Genomic DNA, 18,477 nt, shown 5'->3' on the forward strand with positions numbered 1-18,477 from the left:
TGCTCTCCGTGCTGTCGGTGTCGTTCGGCGTGCGCGCGGTCTCGGTCGACGACATCCTCGCCGCCCTCTCCGGGCACAGTGACACGATCGCCCAGGCGGCCGTCGTCAAGCGCATCCCGCGCACAGTGCTGGCTCTCCTGGTGGGTGCGGCTCTGGCCCTGGCCGGGGCGACCATGCAGGCCGTGACCCGCAACCCGATCGGCGACCCCGGCATCCTCGGCATCGCCAACGGCGCGTCGTTCGCCGTGGTGATCGGCATCGCGTTCTTCGGGCTGAGCAACCCGTACGGGCAGCTGGCGTTCGCGATCACGGGAGCCGCGGCGGCCGCGGTCTTCGTCTACACGGTGGGCTCGCTCGGCCGTGGCGGGGCCACACCGCTCAAGCTCGCGCTCGCCGGTGCCGCCACCTCGGCCGCGTTCGCCTCGCTGATCAGCGCGGTCATGCTGCCGCGGGTCGATCTGCTGCAGACCTTCCAGTCCTGGCAAGTCGGCGGTGTCGGCGGGGCGGAGTGGCCGCGCATCGCGCTCACCGCTCCGGTGCTCGGAGTGGGGGCGCTGATCTGCTTCCTGAGCGCGCGGGGGATGAACTCGCTCGCGCTCGGCGACGACATGGCGACCGGGCTCGGCGAGCACGTGCTGCGCACCCGGATGGTGTCGGCGCTGGGCTCGGTCATCCTGGCGGGCGCCGCGACCGCGATCGCGGGTCCCATCGGCTTCGTCGGGCTGATCGTCCCGCACATGTGCCGCCTGCTGGTGGGCACCGATCACCGCTGGCTGCTGCCGTTCTCGGCCGTCGCCGGTGCGGCGCTCCTGACCGCGAGCGACATCGTGGGCCGCGTGATCGCGCCGTCGTCGCAGGAGGTCCAGGTCGGCATCATCACCGCGATCATCGGCGCCCCGTTCTTCATCTGGATCGTCCGCCGTCAGAAGGTGCGGGAGCTGTGAGCACGACCGAGCACACCGAGCACACGCTCCCGCGGGCCGAGGAGCCGGCCACTGCGCGCGTCGCCAGGGTGGTCGCCGGGCGGCGGGCCCGACATCGGAGGCACGCCGTCGCGACCGTCGCGCTGGGCGTCGTGGTGCTGGTGCTGTTCGCCGTCGCGCTCATGGTCGGTAACACGTTCTACCCGCTCGACGAGGTCATCCGCGTGATCCTGGGCGAAACCGTGCCGGGGGCGTCCTTCACGGTGGGCGACCTCCGCCTGCCGCGCGCGGTGCTGGCGATCCTGACCGGCCTCGGCTTCGGCATGGCCGGGGTGTGCTTCCAGACCATGCTCCGCAATCCGCTCGCGTCGCCCGACATCATCGGCATCTCGCACGGCGCGGGCGCTGCCGCCGTGTTCGGCATCATCGTGCTCTCGCTGAACGGGCCGCTGGTCTCGCTGCTCGCGCTCGCCGGGGCGCTGGTGACGGCGCTGGCCATCTACCTGCTGTCGATCAAGGGCGGCTTCGCCGGCACCCGGCTGATCCTGATCGGGATCGGCGTCGCGGCGATGCTGCAGAGCGTCATCTCCTACCTGCTCTCGCGCGCCGCGAACTGGGACATCCAGACGGCGATGCAGTGGCTCACCGGCAGCCTCAACAACGCGTCCTGGGAGCGGGTGCTGCCGATGGCGATCGCCGCGGCCGTCGTCATGCCGCTGATGCTGTCCCAGGGCCGTGCGCTGGGCGCCCTGCAGCTCGGCGACGACTCCGCATCGGGTCTGGGCGTGCGGGTCGGCGCCACGCGGGTGCTCCTCATCCTCGGCGCGGTCACGCTGCTGGCGTTCGCGACCGCCGCCACGGGACCCATCGCGTTCGTCGCGTTCATGGCCGGCCCCATCGCCGCCCGCCTGACGGGCCCCGGGGCGAGCCTGCTGCTGCCCAGCGGGCTGGTCGGCGCGGTGCTGGTGCTGGGCGGCGACCTGATCGCGCAGTTCGCGCTCGGCACCCGCTACCCGGTCGGCGTCGTCACGGGGGTCGTCGGCGCGCCGTACCTGATCTACCTGCTCATCCGCACCAACCGCTCCGGAGGTTCGCTATGACCGCCGCCCACAGCCTGTCCGCCGAACGCGTGACGCTGTCCTACGGCGACCGCACCGTGATCGAGGGGCTCGACCTGCAGATCGCTCCCGGTCGGATCACGACGATCGTGGGGGCCAACGGCTGCGGCAAGTCGACGCTGCTCCGCTCGCTGGCCCGGCTGCTCTCTCCCGTGGAGGGGCAGGTCGTGCTCGACGGGAAGTCCGTGCAGCAGCGTCCGACGAAGGAGGTCGCCCGCATCCTCGGGCTGCTGCCGCAGTCGCCGATCGCCCCGGAGGGCATCGCCGTCGCCGACCTGGTCGGACGCGGTCGTCATCCCCATCAGCGGGCGCTGTCGCGGTGGAGCGCGCACGACTACGAGGTGGTCGCGGATGCGCTCGACGCCACCGGCATCACCGAGCTCGCCGACCGCAGCGTGGACGAGCTGTCCGGCGGCCAGCGCCAGCGGGTATGGATCGCGATGGCCCTGGCGCAGGAGACCGACATCCTGCTCCTGGACGAGCCGACGACGTTCCTCGACGTCGCCCATCAGGTCGAGGTGCTCGACCTGCTCACCGACCTGAGCGTCGCCCGCGGCACCACCATCGTGATGGTGCTGCACGACCTCAACCTCGCCGCGCGGTACGCCGACGAGCTGGTGGCCATGAAGAACGGCCGCGTGCACGCGATCGGCGCGCCGCAGGACGTCGTCACCGCGGAACTCGTGCAGGAGGTCTTCGGCCTCCCCAATCAGATCACCATCGACCCGGTCTCCGGCAAGCCGATGGTCACACCCATCGGGAGGCATCATGTCCGCTGAGGCCACGACGACGGAGCGGCCGACCTACATCCTGACCCGTGCCGAGGTGCGCGGCGTGGACCGCGTGTCCCCCTCGTTCGTGCGGGTGACGCTCGGCGGCGCGGAGCTGGACGAGCTGGGCACGCCGGGAGAGGTGTACGACAGCCGGATCAAGCTGGTGTTCCCGCCCGCGTCCGGCGTGCTCGCCGAGATCGACCGCTCGACGTACGACTGGTGGGGTTCGTACCTGGCCGTGCCGGAGGAGGAGCGCGGGTCGATGCGCACGTACTCGGTCCGCGAGCTGCGGGTGGCCGCCGACGGCGCGACCGAGGTGGACGTCGACTTCGTGCTGCACCTGGAGCCCGGACTCACCGGGCCGGCGTCGCGCTGGGCGAGTGCGGCCGCCGTCGGGCAGGAGCTGTGGCTGGTCGGACCCCGGCGCGGCGTCGTGGCGCACGGCGGGGCGGAGTACGCACCCGGAGCCGCCACCTCGGTCGTGCTCGCGGGGGACGAGACGGCCGCCCCGGCGATCGCCCGCATCCTGGAGGACGCGCCGCGCGGCCTGCGGGGTGTGGCGTTCATCGAGGTGCCGACGCCGGCGGACGTGCTCGCCATCGACGCGCCCTCCGGTGTGGACGTGCACTGGCTGCCGCGTGACGCCGGAGAGCCGCACGGCCTGCGCCTGATCCCTGCCGTCCTCGAGCACCTGGGGGATGCCGATGCCACGGACGACATCGCGGTGACGGACATCGAGGGCGACGACTTGCTGTGGGAGACGCCGGAGTACTCGGGGCTGGGCGAGGAGATCGCGCGCGACGACGATCCTGCAGGGCGCTACTTCTGGATCGCGGGGGAGAGCGGCGTGGTCACCACGCTGCGCCGGCACCTGGTGAAGGACCTCGGCGTCGACCGCTCCCAGGTGGCGTTCATGGGCTACTGGCGTCGCGGCGTCGCCATGCGCGGCTGAGGTCACGCGAGCCGTCCGCACGCGAACGCCCCCGATGTGATCCGGGGGCGTTCGCGTGCGATGGGCGGAAGGTCACTTCGCGAGGAAGTCCTTCAGCGCGGCATTGACCTCGTCCGCGTGGGTCCACAGCAGCCCGTGCGGGGCGCCTTCGACCTCGACGTACTCCGCCTCCGGCACCGCCTGGCGGAAGCGCCGCGCGGTGGCGTCGATCGGGAGGATGTTGTCCTTCGTGCCGTGCAGGATCAGCGTGGGCTTGCCGGCGGCGCGCACGGCCTCGACGTCGCCGCGGAAGTCCTCGATCCACGTCGGCACCACGGCGTACGCGGCGACGGGGGCACTGGTGACGGAGAGGTTCCAGTTGGCGTCGACGACCTGCTGGCTGATGCGCGTGCCGAGGTTCTCGTCGAGGTTGTAGAAGTTCTTGTAGAACTCGGTGAACCACGCGTAGCGGTCCCCCTTGGCTGCGGCCTCGATGCCGTCGAACACGTCCTGCGGGACGCCCTCCGGGTTGCCGTCGCGCTGCACCAGGAAGGGCTCGAGCGAGGCGAGGAAGGCGAGCTTCGCGATGCGCTCGTGCCCGTAGCGGCCGACGTAGCGGGCGAGCTCGCCCGTGCCCATGGAGAAGCCGACGAGCACGACGTCGCGGAGGTCGAGCGTTTCGAGCACCGTGTTCAGGTCGGCGGCGAAGGTGTCGTAGTCATAGCCGGTGCCGACCTTCGAGGACTGGCCGAAGCCGCGGCGGTCGTAGGTGATGACGCGGTACCCCTGGGCGAGCAGCTCGCGGGTCTGACGCTCCCAGCTGTGGCCGTTGAGGGGGTAGCCGTGGATCAGCACGACCGGCTGCCCGGCCCCCTGGTCCTCGTAGTAGAGCTCGACGGGGGTGCTGTTCTCGTTCCCGACGGTGATGTAGCCCATGGTGCTGTCCTTTCGGCTCCGGTGAGAACGGTCGTTCTCGCTCGATGGGTCCACCCTAGGGACTCGCAGCCGCGGGACGCCGTGAACCGGCGAGCCGTCACGAGGGCTCGTCTGCCGCGCGACGCGCCGCCGCGTCCCAGGCGTCGCGCATGCCCTGCAGGTGCTGCTCCGGATGGAACGGGTGAGCTGCCCTGACGGTCCGCGCGGATCGCTCCACCACGATTCCAGGGTGATGGGCGAGCTCGCGCAGCATCGCCGCCATGCCCTTCACGTCGGGCGAGCCGCACAGGATCCCGGCCTCCGCCAGTCCCTCGCGCAGCCGCGGATCGACGTACAGCACGCTGCGCGCGGCGCGGAACGCCTCGGTCACCACGATGGGCTGCGGGTCGATCCCGAACGACGTCACGGCCAGCAGGTGCGAGTCGCGCAGGAGGGTCTGGACGCCCTCCGGCTCGACCCGACCGAGGAACCGGATCGCGCTCCCGGTGCCGGTGGACGCCGTCTTCGCGACCTCGCGCGCCTCCGTGAGCAGCGGACCGTCGCCGACGATCGTGACCGAGAGCGACCCCGGCGGGAGATCCTCGCCCGCGCGCACCACCGCCCGCAGGAACTCCAGCACGCGGGACTCGGGCGTGAGGCGCCCCACCCAGAGGATGCGCAGGGGGCCGTCGATGGCCTGCAGCGGTACGCCGGGCATCACCATGGGCGGCATCGGGTTGGGCACGACCTCGACCGCCGCCAGCCCGGCGATCCGCAGCGCCTCGGCCTGGTGCGCCGAGGGGGAGATCACGGCATCGGCCTCCATCGCGGCGTCCAGCGTGACGCCGTGCACGGCTGCAGCCACCGCTCGCGTCGCGGTCGGCGGTTCCGCCCTCGGGGCCCGTCCGCGCAGCAGGCGAGCGAGACCCCGGACGGCGGCGCCGGCGAGCGGATCGAGCCCGCGCAGATCCGGCCCCTGCCAGAAGAACGTGTGCACCGTGTGGACGACCGGGATGCTCAGCCCCTGCGCGACCTGTACGGCCGCGGCGGTCAGCCCGAACTCCGAATGCACGTGCACCACCTCAATGTCGCGCGCGACGAACAGGGCGCGGAGGCGTGCGCGCAGGGCGCGGCTGTTGCGCACCGCCGGCATGTCCACTCCGGGGATGCGCCAGGTCGCTGCGATGAGGAGGGGCTGTTCGCCGGGCAGGTCGGGGCGGGGGCCGCTTCCGGCATGCTCGGCGCCGATCATCACGACCTCATCGCCCGCCGCGCGCAGGAGTTCGGCCTCCCGGAGGACCACCGCCTGCGCATCGCCGATTCGATCGAGCGCGTAGTCGCAGACGAGTGCGATCCTCACCATGCCACTCCTTCGCTCGGCCACAGTGCTGTCAAACGTAACATATTACCTGACGACTGATGACAGGCAGCGTCGATTTGTTTCACCTGGTTAGTGATCTCCCGGCGTCCTGTCAAGGGCACTGTCGCGCTCGTCGATGCGACGTATCGTGCCGTCATGGAGAGTTCGACGAAGGGCATCGCCCGTCAGAGCCTGGTCATCGCCGCCGCCGTCTTCATGCTCGTCGCCGCGGCCATCGGCGCCGGAGCATTCGGCGGCGACTCGGTGGACGAACTGCAGGGCGGGGCGCTCTCCGCCCAGGGCTCCTACCTGGCGCCCGCAGGACCCGCGTTCTCCATCTGGTCCCTGATCTATCTCGGCCTGCTGGCCTACACGGTCTGGCAGGCCCTCCCGCCGCAGCGGCAGGACGAGCGGCAGCAGGCCGTCGGCGGGTGGATCGCGCTGTCGATGGTGCTCAACGGCCTCTGGCTGGTGACCGCGCGGTACCTGACGCTGTGGCTCACCGTGCTCGTGATCGCGCTGCTGCTCGCCGTGCTCGCCCGCATCATCGTGGTGCTCGGCCGCTTCCCCGCCCGCAACGCGATCGACCGCGCGCTCACCGACGGCGCCAACGGCCTGCACTTCGGCTGGGTCACGATCGCCACGGTCGCGAACACGGCCGCCTGGCTCACCCAGCTCGCGCCCGAGGACTGGGCCGCGCAGGCGGACGCCTGGGCTGTCGCGGTGCTCGCCGTGGTCCTCGTGATCGGCGCCGCGAGCGCCTGGGTCACGGGGCGGATCGCTCCGGCCCTCGCCACCGCCTGGGGCCTCAGCTGGCTCGCGGTCGGCCGCCTCACCGGGGAGCCGGAGAGCACACCCACCGCGATCGCCGCGATCGTCGTGGCCGTGGTGCTCGTCGCGGTCGCCGTCGTGGCGGTGCTGCGCCGCCGTCAGAGCACGAGCCGATAGCCCATGCCCGCTTCGGTGAGCAGGTGCACCGGAGACGAGGGCTCGTCCTCCAGCTTCTTGCGCAGCTGTGACATGTACAGCCGCAGGTAGCCGGAGTCCGACACCTGCGCGCTGCCCCAGATCTCCTTCAGCAGATCCTGCCGGGTCACGAGCGCACCGGGGTGCCGCGCCAGGTGCTCCAGCATGCGCCACTCGGTGGGCGTGAGGTGCACGCGTGCGCCCGCTCGCGTCACGGTCTTGGTGGCGAGATCGACCACCACCTCACCGAACGCGACGACCGACTCGCCGTTCGCGCTCACGGCACGCCGAGCCAGCGCGCGGAGACGGGCGAGCAGCTCGTCGACCTGGAACGGCTTCGTGACGAAGTCGTCGGCTCCCGCGTCGAGAGCCTCCACCTTGTCGGCCGAGCCGGTGCGCCCCGACACCACGATGATCGGGACGCTCGTCCAGCCGCGGAGCGCCTGGATGACCTCGATGCCGTCGAGGCGCGGCATGCCGAGGTCGAGCATGATGAGGTCCGGGTGGGCCTGCGCGGCGGCGGCGATCGCGGCCGCCCCGTCCGCGGCGACGACCACCTCATAGCCGTGCGCGGCCAGGGTGATCCGCAGCGCCCGCACCATCTGCGGGTCGTCGTCGGCGATGAGGAGCTTCACTCCGTCCCCTCCGTGTCGGAAGACCCTGCGAGCGGCAGGGAGATGACCATGGTGAGTCCACCGCCGGGGGTGTCCTCGGGTGTCAGGGTACCGCCCATGCCCTCGGTGAACCCGCGCGACAGGGCGAGCCCGAGCCCCAGGCCGGTCGTGTTGTCGGTGTCCCCGAAACGCTGGAACGGCTGGAAGATGCGGTCGCGGCGCTCCGGCGCGACACCGGCGCCCCGGTCGACGATGCGGATCTCCGCGCGGTCGCCGAGTCGGCTCGTCGACAGCAGCACCTTCGTGCCCTCCGGGGAGTGCCGGTGCGCATTGGCCAGCACGTTCACGAGCACCCGCTGCAGCAGCACCGGGTCGGCGTGCAGCGGCGGCAGCTCGGGGTCGAGCGCGAGGTCCACCTCGGCCGGGCCGAGACCGAGCTCGTCCACCGCCGCCAGCACGGGACCGGCGGCGTCGATGCGCGAGGACGACACCGCCAGCACCCCCGCCTCCACGCGGCTCACGTCCAGCAGGTCGGTGACCAGGGTGGACAGCGTCGCCAGGCTCTCGTCGGCGGTGGCCAGCAGCTCCTCGCGGTCTGCGGGGGAGAGCGCGTGCGAGCCGCGCAGCCCGCCGATCGCCGCCACGGCCGAGGCGAGGGGCCGGCGCAGGTCGTGGCTCACGGCCGAGAGCAGGGCGCTGCGCACCTGGTCGGTCTCGGCCAGGGCCTCCGCCTCGCGCGCGGTCGCCCGCAGATCCGTGTGCTCGATCGCCGCGGCGAGCTGCGCGACGATGGCGTCCAGCAGCCGCCGCTCCGGCCCAGCCAGCGGTTCGCCGTTCAGCTCCAGCACCGCGCGGGGACCGCCGCCCGCGCTGCCCACCGGGATGGTCGTCGCTCGGCCGTCCGGCACCGGCTCTCCGTCGCTCGCGAGCACGGCACCCTCGGGCGTCAGCAGCCGCACGCCGCTCAGCCCGAACGCCTCCCTCGTGCGGCTGACGAGGGCGAGCACCGCGTTGTCCCCGCGCAGCACGTTCCCGGCGACCGCCGCCAGCAGCTCCGCCTCGGCAGTGGCACGCTGGGCCGTCCTGGCGCGGCGGGCGGCCTGGTCCACGATCAGGCTCACCAGGATCGCGATGATCACGTAGAGCGTGAGCGCGAGCACGTGCAGCGGGTGCGCGATCGTGATGGTGAACAGCGGCGCGACGAACAGGAAGTCGAGGGTGACGCCGGAGAGCACGGCCGCGAACACGGCGGGACGGATGCCGCCGATCAGGGCAACGACCACAACGAGCAGCTGATACGCCAGCACCTCCGCGGTGATGGACTCGGGGCTGCGGAACGTGAACATCAGCCAGGACAGCAGCGGGCCGAACACCAGGGCGACCCCGAAGCCCAGAGCCTGCCGCCGCCAGCCCAGTGCGCCGCCCGTGACCCGCGGGAGCGTGAGCCGCCCGCCCGCCGCGGCGTGGGTCACGATGTGCACGTCGATGTCGCCGGAGCGGCGGATGACCTCCGCGCCGATGCCCGGTCCGGTCAGAGCGGCGGCGAGGCGACCGCGGCGGCTGACGCCGATCACGAGCTGTGTCGCGTCGACGCCCTGCGCGAACTCCACCAGGGTGCCGGGGATGTCGTCGCCGACCACCTGGTGGTACGTCCCGCCGAGGGACTCCACGAGCGAGCGCTGTGCGGCCAGGGCGCCAGGGGCCTCGCCGCGCAGGCCGTCCTGTGCGGTCACGTGCACGGCGAGCAGCTCGCCGCCCGCGGAGCGCGCCGCGATCCTGGCGCCGCGGCGCAGCAGGGTCTCACCCTCGGGGCCGCCCGTGAGCGCGACCACCACCCGCTCGCGCGCCTGCCAGGCGCCCTCGATGCCCTGCTCGGCGCGGTAGCTGCGCAGCGCGCTGTCGACCTCGTCGGCGAGCCAGAGGAGCGCGAGCTCGCGGAGCGCCGTGAGGTTGCCGAGGCGGAAGTAGTTCGAGAGGGCGGCGTCGATGCGCTCGGCGGGGTACACGAGCCCCGCGGACAGCCGGTCGCGGAGGGACTGCGGCGCGAGGTCGACGACCTCGATCTCGTCGGCGGCGCGCACCACCGCGTCGGGGATCGTCTCCTGCTGCGCGATGCCCGTGATCTTCTCCACCACGGCGTTGAGGGATTCGATGTGCTGCACGTTGACGGTCGTGATCACGTCGATGCCGGCGTCGAGCAGTGCGGACACGTCCTGCCAGCGCTTCGGGTTCCTCGATCCGGGACTGTTCGTGTGCGCCAGCTCGTCGACGAGGGCGATCTCGGGCTTCCGTGCGAGCACCGCGTCCAGGTCGAGCTCGGTCAGCTCGACGCCGCGGTGCACCTCCACCCGCCGGGGGACCTCGGGCAGCCCGGCCGTGAGGGCTGCCGTGGCCGCGCGGCCGTGGGTCTCGACGATGGCGATCACCACATCGCGGCCCTCGTCGCGGAGCCTGCGGCCCTCGGCGAGCATCTCGAACGTCTTGCCCACACCGGGCGCGGCGCCCAGCAGCACGCGGAGCCGCCCGCGACGCGTCGGCTCCGCCGGGCGGTGCGTCCGCTCTGCACTCATGCACCCTCCCGGTCGTCGAGTGCGAGGTTGAGCTCCGCGACGTTGATGCGCTCCTCACCGAGGAACCCCAGATCCCGCCCTTGAATCCTAGACTCTACGAGCGCGCGCACCTCGGCCTCGGGGAGGTCGCGCGCGGCAGCCACCCGCGGGACCTGAAGCAGCGCGTAGGCGACGCTGATGTGCGGGTCGAGACCCGAGGCGGAGGCGGTCACCGCGTCGGCGGGGACCTCGTCCGGATCCACGCCCTCGCGCGCGGCGACCTCCGCCTTGCGCGTGGCGATCAGGTCGACGAGGGCGGGGTTCTCCGGGCCGAGGTTGCTGCCTCCGGAGGCGCTGCCGTCGTAGCCGTCCCCGGCGGCGGAGGGCCGCGGCTGGAAGTACTCCGGCAGCGCCTCGCCCTCCGCATCGGTGAACGGCTGACCGATCAGCGCGCTGCCGCGGTCGCCCGGCAGCATCGAGCCGTTCGCCTGCGCGGGGAGGAGGAGCTGACCGACCCCGGTGACCAGGAAGGTGTAGCCGATGCCGAGCACGAGGGTGAGCACGAGCATCGCGCGGACGGCGACCCCGGCGGTGCGCATCGTGGTGCGGGTGGTGGAGGACATGGGCGTGCCTTTCGTGCGGAGGGTCAGAAGCCGGGGATGAGGCTCACGACGAGGTCGATGAGCTTGATGCCGAGGAACGGGGCGATCACGCCGCCGAGGCCGTAGATCAGGAGGTTGCGCTGCAGGATCTGCGAGGCGCTCGCCGGACGGTAGGTCACGCCGCGCAGCGCGAGCGGGATGAGGAACACGATCACGATCGCGTTGAAGATGATCGCGCTGGTGACGGCGGAGGCGGGGGAGTGCAGCTGCATGATGTTCAGAGCCGCGAGCCCCGGGAACACGCCCATGAACATCGCCGGGATGATCGCGAAGTACTTCGCGATGTCGTTCGCGAGCGAGAACGTGGTGAGCGCACCACGCGTGATCAGCAGCTGCTTGCCGATGCGGACGATGTCGATGAGCTTGGTCGGGTCGGAGTCGAGGTCGACCATGTTGCCGGCCTCCTTTGCCGCCGACGTGCCCGTGTTCATGGCGACACCGACGTCGGCCTGGGCGAGCGCGGGCGCGTCGTTCGTCCCGTCGCCCGTCATCGCGACGAGCCGTCCGCCCTGCTGCTCCTTCCTGATCAGCTCGAGCTTGTCCTCCGGGGTGGCCTCGGCGAGGAAGTCGTCCACTCCGGCCTCGGCGGCGATGGCCTTCGCGGTGAGCGGGTTGTCGCCCGTGATCATGACCGTGCGTATGCCCATGCTGCGCAGCTCGTCGAAGCGCTCGCGCAGACCGTCCTTCACGATGTCCTTCAGATGCACGACGCCGAGCACACGACCGCGGTCGCCCGGCGCGCGGACCGCCACGACGAGGGGCGTGCCGCCGCTGGTGGCGACCCCGTCCGCGAGTGCGGTGAGGGCAGCGTCCTCGTCGAGCCCGAGCCAGGCGCGCACCGCGGAGCCGGCGCCCTTGCGGATCTCGGTGCCGTCGGCGAGGTCGAGCCCGCTCATCCGGGTCTGCGCGGTGAACGGCACCACCACGGCGTCGGCGGGGGTCTCCACGCGGAGGCCGCGGGCGACGGCGAGCTCCACGATGGAGGCGCCCTCCGGGGTGGGGTCGGCCAGGGAGGAGAGCGCCGCGACCCGCAGCAGCTCCTCCGCCGTGGTGCCGTTGAGGGGAAGCACCTCGTGCGCCCGACGGTTGCCGTGCGTGATGGTGCCGGTCTTGTCGAGCAGCAGCGTGGTGACGTCGCCCGCGGCTTCCACCGCCCGCCCGGACATCGCCAGCACGTTGCGCTGCACGAGCCGGTCCATCCCCGCGATGCCGATCGCCGAGAGCAGCGCCCCGATCGTGGTCGGGATGAGGCAGACGAGCAGCGCGATCAGCACCGGGATGCTCACCGGGGACGCGGCGTACGACGCGATCGGGTTGAGCGCCAGCACCACCACCACGAACACGATGGAGAGGCTCGCGAGCAGGATGTTCAGCGCGATCTCGTTCGGTGTGCGCTGACGGCTGGCGCCCTCCACGAGGGCGATCATCCGGTCGACGAACGTCTCCCCCGGCTTCGAGGTGATCCGCACGACGATCCGGTCGGACAGCACCCGCGTGCCGCCGGTCACCGCACTGCGATCGCCGCCCGACTCGCGGATCACCGGAGCGCTCTCGCCCGTGATGGCCGACTCGTCGACCGTGGCGATGCCCGCGACGATGTCGCCGTCTCCCGGGATCAGCTCGCCTGCGACGACGATCACGACGTCGTCGCGCTGGAGTTCGGCCGACGACACCTCGGCGACCTCGGCGTGCGCGGCGGCGGCATCGCTCGCGGCGTCGTAGCGGACAACGCGACGGGCCATGGTGCTGGTGCGGGTCTTGCGGAGGCTCGCCGCCTGGGCTTTGCCTCGGCCCTCGGCCACGGACTCCGCCACGTTCGCGAACAGCACGGTGAGCCACAGCCACACCGCGATGCCCCAGGTGAACGCGGCGGGCACGGCGGTTCCCCCGGAGGGGGCGGGTCCGCCGAGGAACGGCTCGGCGATCGCGAGGACGGTCGTGAACGCGGCGCCGACCCAGACCAGCAGCATCACGGGGTTGCGCACGAGGGCCGTGGGATCGAGCTTGCGGAGGGCGCCGGGCAGCGCGGCGACGAGCTGCGTCCGCCCGAAGGAGCGCGGCGCGGCGGCTGTCGCCGCGGGGGCGTCCTGCGACGCGGCGGGTGCGGTGGTGAGGGTCATGTCAGACGAGTCCTTCGGCGAGCGGTCCCAGTGCGAGCACGGGGAAGTAGGTGAGGGCGGTGACCACGACAGTGACCGTCAGGAGCAGGCCGACGAACTGCGGCCGATGGGTGGGCAGGGTGCCGGTCGTCGCCGGGACGCGCTCCTGCGCCGCGAACGACCCGGCCAGCGCCAGCACGAACACGATCGGCAGGAAGCGGCCGAGCAGCATGGCGATGCCGAGGGCCGTGTTGAACCAGGGCGTGTTCGCGGTGAGGCCGGCGAAGGCGGAGCCGTTGTTGTTCGCGGCGGACGTGAACGCATAGAGCACCTCGCTCATGCCGTGCACGCCCGGATTGAGGATGCTCGTGGACTCCACGTCCTCCCGGATGCCCGGCAGTGCGAAGCTCAGGGCCGTGCCGCCCAGCACGAGCGCGGGGACGACGAGGATGTACAGGCTGGCGAGCGTCATCTCCCGAGGGCCGATCCGCTTGCCGAGCCATTCCGGCGTGCGGCCGACGAGCAGCCCGCCGACGAACACCGCGACGATCGCCAGGACCAGCATCCCGTAGAGACCGGAGCCCACTCCGCCCGGTGCGACCTCGCCGAGCATCATGTTGAGCATCGGCATCATGCCGCCGAGTGCGGTGAAGGAGTCGTGCATCGAGTTCACGGCGCCGGTCGACGTGAGCGTGCTGGCACTGCCGAACAGCGTGGACCCGAGGATCCCGAAGCGCTGCTCCTTGCCCTCCATGGCCGCGCCGGCGAGCTCGGGGGCGGTGCCGCGACCGGCGAGCTCGAGGGCCGACAGGGCGAGCGTCGAGGCGAGGAAGATGGCGCCCATCACGGCGACGATCGCGTAGCCCTGGCGGTGGTCGCCGACGAGACGCCCGAACGTGCGCGGCAGGGCGAACGGGATCACGAGGATCAGCAGCACCTCGAGCAGGTTCGTCCACGGCGTCGGGTTCTCGAACGGGTGCGCGGAGTTGGCGTTGAAGAAGCCGCCGCCGTTCGTGCCGAGCAGCTTGATCGCCTCCTGCGACGCGACCGGCCCGCCGGGGAGCGTCTGCGTGCCGCCGGAGACGGTGGTGATGTCGGTGAATCCGGCGACGTTCTGGATGACCCCGCCCGCGAGCAGGGCGAGGGCGCCGAGCAGTGCCAGGGGCAGCAGCAGGCGACCGAGCCCGCGCACCAGGTCGACCCAGAAGTTGCCGATCGTGGCGGAGCCGCGGCGTGCCAGCCCGCGGATGAGGGCGATCGCGACCGTGAGTCCCACAGCGGCCGAGGCAAAGTTCTGCACCGTCAGCCCGGCCAGCTGCACCGTGTACCCCACGGTCTGCTCCGGCGCGTAGGACTGCCAGTTCGTGTTGGCGACGAACGAGGCCGCCGTGTTGAACGCCAGCCCCTCCGGCACGGCGGGGAGGCCGAGGGAGGCGGGCAGGAAGGCCTGGAGGCGCTGCAGGCCGTACACGAGCAGCAGGCCCACCGCGGAGAACAGCAGCACGCTGCGCACGTACGCACGCCAGGTCTGCTCGGAGCGCGGGTCGACGCCGATCACGCGGTAGATGCCGCGTTCGACGCGCAGATCGCGTCCGGAGGTGTAGACGTGCGCGATGTAGTCGCCGAGCGGCCGGTACACGAGCACGAGCACGACCACGACGGCCGTGAGCTGCAGGATGCCGAACAGGATCCCCGCGTCCATCAGAATCGCTCCGGGGAGACGAGTGCCACCACGAGGTACACGATCGCGGCGACGGCCAGCACCGCGGCGATGATCTCGAACACGATCATGCGCGATCCACCGCCTTGGCGACGAGGGAGACGAGGGCGAAGAGCGCCAGGGTCAGCGTGAGGTAGATGATGTCGAGCACGTCCCCGATACAACCCCCGTGCCGCGGCGCTTCCGGCGATCCTCACGCTTCCCCTACGCCGGTCCCCGGGATGCATGCGGCTTTCTCACGGATCGGCCCTATGCTCGCGAGGTGGGAGAGCGGCGGGCGCGGATCGGTGCGGGGACGGCCATCGTGCTCGTCCTCGTCGCGGCGGCGGCCGTGTGCGTGCTCGCCGGCGTGCTGCCCGCACCCGATGCGGCGGCGCTCGGCGCGCGGACCGCCCCGGTGCTCGGCTTCGTGGTGGCGATCACGATCGTCGCCGAGCTCACGCGGGACGCCGCGGTGTTCGACGTCGTCTCGCAGCGGCTCGCCCGCTGGGGTCGAGGCCGCGTGGTGCTGCTGTGGCTGCTCGTGATCGCGCTCGCGGTGGTGAGCACGGTGTTCCTGTCGCTCGACACCACCGCGGTGATCGTGACGCCCGTGGTGGTCGTGCTGGCGCAGAGCATCGGGGTGCCGCCCATTCCGTTCGCACTGGCGACCGTGTGGCTGGCGAACACCGCCTCCCTGGCGCTGCCCGTGTCGAACCTCACGAACCTGCTGGCCGCACGGCAGATCGGCGACGGGCCCGGCGCGTTCCTCGCGCTCAGCTGGGCGCCGACGCTCGTGGGCGTGCTCGTCCCCGTGCTCATCCTCACCCTGCGCCACAGGGCCACCGTGTTCTCGACCTATGCGACGCCACCACCGCGACGCCCCGCCGACCCGGTGCTGTTCTGGACCGCGACGGGGGTCCTCCTCGCACTCATGCCTGCGCTCGCACTCCTGCAGGAAGTGTGGATCCCGGCCGCGCTCGCCGCCGTCGCGCTGCTCGCGGTGTTCGCCGTGCGCCGCCGCAGAGCGCTGCGCTGGAAGCTGGTCCCGTGGCAGGCCGTCGCGCTCGCCGCGGCGCTGTTCGTGCTGGTGGAGACGCTGCACGCGCGCGGCGCCCTCGATGCGCTGACGGATTCCGTGATCGCGGGCGGCTCGTTCGGCGACCTGCTCCGGCTCGCCGCCCTCGGCGCCGTGAGCTCCAACGCCATCAACAACCTGCCCGCCTATCTCGTGCTCGAACCGGTCGCGGGCGATCCGACGGCACTCATGGCGCTGCTGATCGGCGTGAACCTCGGCCCGCTGATCACGCCGTGGGCCTCGCTCGCGACCCTGCTGTGGCATCACCGCATCACGGCGCTCGGCGTGGAGATCCGCTGGAGCCGCTTCGTGCTGTGGGGTCTCGTCGCCGCCGTCCCGACGGTCGTCCTCGCGGTGCTCGCGCTGGCGCTCGCCGGCGGCTGAGCGGGGTCGACCTCACGCCCGAGGGCGGAGGGTGCGGCGGGCGGACCCGCCCAGGCGGGTGCGGACGGCGAGGGCGGCGCACGCGATCACGGCTAGTCCGCCGAGCACAGTGGGCAACCCGATCGTCTCGTGCAGCAGCAGCGCGGCCCAGGCGATGCCCATCACCGGCTGCACGAGCTGGATCTGGCTCACCTGCGCCATCGGCCCGATCGCGAGTCCGCGGTACCAGGCGATGAATCCGAGGAACATGCTCACCACCGAGAGGTAGCCGAATGCCAGCCACTCCTCGGGCGTCGCGTGCGGCGGCTGGACCGCTGCGGTGCTCGCGGCCAGGACGGCCATGAGCGGCGCGGACAGCACGAGGGCCCAGGCGATCGTCTGCCACGAGCCGAGCTCGCGCGCGAGCAGTCCACCCTCCGCGTAGCCGACCGCCGCGGCGAGCACGGCCCCGAACAGCAGCAGGTCGGCACCGTGCAGGCTGCCGAGTCCGCCGCTCTGCATCGTCGCGAATCCGATCGCCGCGACCGCGCCCAGAGCGGCGAAGACCCAGAACGACCGCGGGGGCCGTTCGCCCGTGCGCAGGACGACGGCGACCGCGGTCGCAGCCGGGAGCAGACCGACGACGACGGCCGCGTGGCTCGCGGGCGCCGTGGTCAGGGCGAACGAGGTGAGCAGCGGGAACCCGGCGACGACACCGCCGGCGACGACGGCCAGCCGCAGCCACTGCCGGGCGGTCGGGCGGGGCTGCCGTGTGAGCAGCAGCGCGACGCCGGCGAGTGCGGCGGCGACCACGGCTCTGGCCGACCCGATGAACAGCGGCGACATCCCGCCGATCGCGATGCGCGTGAAGGGGAGCGTGAAGGAGAAGGCGGCGACGCCGAGGAGCCCCCAGCCGACGCCGGCGCGGGATAGCACTGTCGACGCGTGGGCAGTAGCGCTACTATGTCCTGTCATGGGTCAGGATAGCACCGAGCGGATCGTGCAGGGGCTGCGGCGGTGGATCGACGCCGCACCGGCCGGTGCGAGAATCCCGTCCAGCCGCGCTCTCGTCGCCGAGTACGGCGCCAGTCCAGTGACCGTGCAGCGGGCCGTGCAGCAGCTCGCCAGGGCCGGGCTGGTCGAATCCCGCCCCGGCGTCGGCACCTTCGTCCGCGCGCCTCGGCCTGCCGCTCCCGCGGACTTCGACTGGCAGACGGCGGCGCTCGGGGCGGCGCCCGCGCACCTCGCCGGACTCTCGTCGACCCAGCGCACCGCCTCCACGGAGGCGATCGGCCTGCACACCGGGTACCCCGCGGCCGAGCTCCTGCCGGGACGGCTGGTCAGACAGGCGCTCGTCCGGGCGGCCCGCACCGAATCCGCGCTCACCCGCACACCGGCGGCCGGGCTGCCGGAGCTGCGCGCCTGGTTCGCGAGCGAGTTGGCGGCGGGGACCCCGGCCGGAGTCACCCCGCCCTCCGCGCGCGACGCCCTCGTGATCTCCGGCAGCCAGAGCGGTCTCAGCTCGATCTTCCGCGCTGTCGTCGGAGCAGGGCGTCCCCTGCTGATCGAGTCGCCCACGTACTGGGGCGCGCTGCTGGCGGCGCGGCAGGCCGGGGTCGCCTTCGTGCCGGTGCCGTCCGGCCCGCACGGCCCTGATCCCGACGATGTCGAGCGCGCGTTCGCGCAGACGGGCGCCCGCGCGTTCTACGCCCAGCCGACGTTCGCCAACCCGACCGGTGGCCGGTGGCTCGACACGACACGGGCGGCCGTGCTCGACAGCGCCCGACGCCACGGGGCGTTCCTCATCGAGGACGACTGGGCTCACGACCTCGGCATCGACGCGGATGCGCATCCGCTCGCCGGTGCGGTGGACGACGGCCACGTGATCTACGTGCGCTCGCTCACGAAGAGCGTGTCGCCGTCGCTGCGGGTCGCGGCCGTGGTGGCGCGCGGGCCGGCGCGGGAGCGCATCCTCGCCGACCGCGCTGCGGAGGCGATGTACGTCAGCGGGCTGCTGCAGGCGGCGGCGCTGGACGTGGTCACGCAGCCCGCCTGGCGCACGCATCTGCGCGGGTTCCGCGAGGAGCTGCGGGCGCGCAGGGACCTGCTCGTCGCGAGTCTCGCGGCCCACGCGCCGACCGCGCTCGTGGCGCACGTGCCGGCGGGCGGGCTGAATCTCTGGGTGCGGCTGCCCGAGGGAACGGACGTCGGTCAGGTGGCGCGCGAGTGCGAGGTCCGCGGTCTGATCCTGGCGCCAGGGGGCGAGTGGTTCCCCGCGGAGCCCGCCGGGCCCTACGTCCGGCTCAACTTCGCCCATGCGGATCCCGCCCGCTTCGCGGAGGCGTCAGCGATCCTCGGCGCGGTGCTGGCCCGCTGACCTTCCCCCCGCGCGGCCACAGCCGCCGGGGGAACGCGGGGAACGCCGGG

The 18,477-nt window shown here is 72.4% G+C and carries 16 protein-coding genes; 7 read left to right on the plus strand and 9 right to left on the minus strand.

Features of this window, described 5'->3' with window-relative positions; genetic code table 11:
- The 4 genes from M3C17_RS01315 to M3C17_RS01330 all read left to right on the plus strand — a co-directional run.
- Nucleotides 1-944: FecCD family ABC transporter permease (locus M3C17_RS01315; RefSeq protein ID WP_396819466.1), on the plus strand; the 944-nt coding region annotated here is incomplete at its 5' end.
- Entirely contained in the window at nt 941-2,023 is a 1,083-nt protein-coding gene (locus M3C17_RS01320; RefSeq protein ID WP_259975837.1) for an iron ABC transporter permease, read from the plus strand. The genes M3C17_RS01315 and M3C17_RS01320, both read left to right, overlap by 4 nt.
- Nucleotides 2,020-2,820 carry an ABC transporter ATP-binding protein gene (locus tag M3C17_RS01325; RefSeq protein ID WP_259975838.1) on the plus strand — a complete coding sequence of 267 codons (801 nt, stop codon included), beginning with the start codon at nt 2,020-2,022 and terminating at the stop codon, nt 2,818-2,820. Before M3C17_RS01320 ends, M3C17_RS01325 begins: the two co-directional genes overlap by 4 nt.
- Nucleotides 2,810-3,766, plus strand: a complete 957-nt coding sequence (locus M3C17_RS01330) for a siderophore-interacting protein (protein WP_259975839.1) — start codon at nt 2,810-2,812, stop codon at nt 3,764-3,766. The genes M3C17_RS01325 and M3C17_RS01330 overlap by 11 nt, the downstream gene beginning before the upstream one ends.
- 72 nt (nt 3,767-3,838) lie before the next feature.
- Here M3C17_RS01330 and M3C17_RS01335 read toward each other — a convergent pair whose 3' ends face one another.
- The gene (locus M3C17_RS01335) at nt 3,839-4,681 is read right to left on the minus strand and encodes an alpha/beta fold hydrolase (RefSeq protein WP_259975840.1); all 843 of its coding nucleotides are present in this window, start codon (nt 4,679-4,681) and stop codon (nt 3,839-3,841) included.
- A gap of 97 nt (nt 4,682-4,778) precedes the next feature.
- Nucleotides 4,779-6,023: a glycosyltransferase family 4 protein gene (locus M3C17_RS01340; protein WP_259975841.1), complete on the minus strand. Its 1,245-nt coding sequence runs from the start codon at nt 6,021-6,023 to the stop codon at nt 4,779-4,781.
- A 153-nt stretch (nt 6,024-6,176) separates the two neighbouring features.
- On the opposite strand from M3C17_RS01340, the gene M3C17_RS01345 reads away from it, so the two are divergent.
- Complete coding sequence (locus M3C17_RS01345; RefSeq protein WP_259975842.1) at nt 6,177-6,968, plus strand: tryptophan-rich sensory protein; 792 nt, start codon at nt 6,177-6,179, stop codon at nt 6,966-6,968.
- Here the strand turns inward: M3C17_RS01345 and M3C17_RS01350 are convergent.
- Genes M3C17_RS01350 through M3C17_RS01375 form a run of 6 tightly spaced genes read right to left on the minus strand, consistent with a single transcriptional unit; the run spans nt 6,950 to nt 14,701 of the window.
- The gene (locus tag M3C17_RS01350) at nt 6,950-7,621 is read right to left on the minus strand and encodes a response regulator (protein WP_259975843.1); all 672 of its coding nucleotides are present in this window, start codon (nt 7,619-7,621) and stop codon (nt 6,950-6,952) included. The genes M3C17_RS01345 and M3C17_RS01350 overlap by 19 nt on opposite strands.
- On the minus strand, nt 7,618-10,170 hold the full coding sequence (locus M3C17_RS01355) for an ATP-binding protein (RefSeq protein ID WP_259975844.1): 2,553 nt from the start codon (nt 10,168-10,170) through the stop codon (nt 7,618-7,620). Before M3C17_RS01355 ends, M3C17_RS01350 begins: the two co-directional genes overlap by 4 nt.
- Nucleotides 10,167-10,772 (minus strand): potassium-transporting ATPase subunit KdpC, encoded by a 606-nt coding sequence (kdpC, locus tag M3C17_RS01360; RefSeq protein WP_259975845.1) that lies wholly within the window; start codon nt 10,770-10,772, stop codon nt 10,167-10,169. The genes M3C17_RS01355 and kdpC overlap by 4 nt, the downstream gene beginning before the upstream one ends.
- Nucleotides 10,773-10,795: 23 nt before the next feature.
- The gene (kdpB, locus tag M3C17_RS01365; RefSeq protein WP_259975846.1) at nt 10,796-12,931 is read right to left on the minus strand and encodes a potassium-transporting ATPase subunit KdpB; all 2,136 of its coding nucleotides are present in this window, start codon (nt 12,929-12,931) and stop codon (nt 10,796-10,798) included.
- Nucleotide 12,932: 1 nt separating this feature from the next.
- Nucleotides 12,933-14,612 carry a potassium-transporting ATPase subunit KdpA gene (kdpA, locus tag M3C17_RS01370; protein WP_259975847.1) on the minus strand — a complete coding sequence of 560 codons (1,680 nt, stop codon included), beginning with the start codon at nt 14,610-14,612 and terminating at the stop codon, nt 12,933-12,935.
- Nucleotides 14,612-14,701, minus strand: coding sequence for a potassium-transporting ATPase subunit F (locus tag M3C17_RS01375; protein ID WP_259975849.1), 90 nt, complete (start codon nt 14,699-14,701; stop codon nt 14,612-14,614). The genes kdpA and M3C17_RS01375 overlap by 1 nt, the downstream gene beginning before the upstream one ends.
- Nucleotides 14,702-14,892: 191 nt before the next feature.
- Here M3C17_RS01375 and M3C17_RS01380 point away from each other — a divergent pair, with 191 nt between their 5' ends.
- Nucleotides 14,893-16,071 carry an SLC13 family permease gene (locus M3C17_RS01380; RefSeq protein ID WP_259975850.1) on the plus strand — a complete coding sequence of 393 codons (1,179 nt, stop codon included), beginning with the start codon at nt 14,893-14,895 and terminating at the stop codon, nt 16,069-16,071.
- 12 nt (nt 16,072-16,083) lie between these two features.
- Here the strand turns inward: M3C17_RS01380 and M3C17_RS01385 are convergent, their stop codons facing one another.
- Nucleotides 16,084-17,025: a DMT family transporter gene (locus M3C17_RS01385; RefSeq protein ID WP_259975852.1), complete on the minus strand. Its 942-nt coding sequence runs from the start codon at nt 17,023-17,025 to the stop codon at nt 16,084-16,086.
- Here M3C17_RS01385 and M3C17_RS01390 point away from each other — a divergent pair.
- Complete coding sequence (locus tag M3C17_RS01390; protein ID WP_259975853.1) at nt 17,024-18,427, plus strand: PLP-dependent aminotransferase family protein; 1,404 nt, start codon at nt 17,024-17,026, stop codon at nt 18,425-18,427. The genes M3C17_RS01385 and M3C17_RS01390 overlap by 2 nt on opposite strands.
- Nucleotides 18,428-18,477: the final 50 nt, after the last annotated feature.

This window comes from Microbacterium sp. p3-SID336 (assembly GCF_025143365.1).
In the GTDB taxonomy this organism is placed as follows: domain Bacteria; phylum Actinomycetota; class Actinomycetes; order Actinomycetales; family Microbacteriaceae; genus Microbacterium.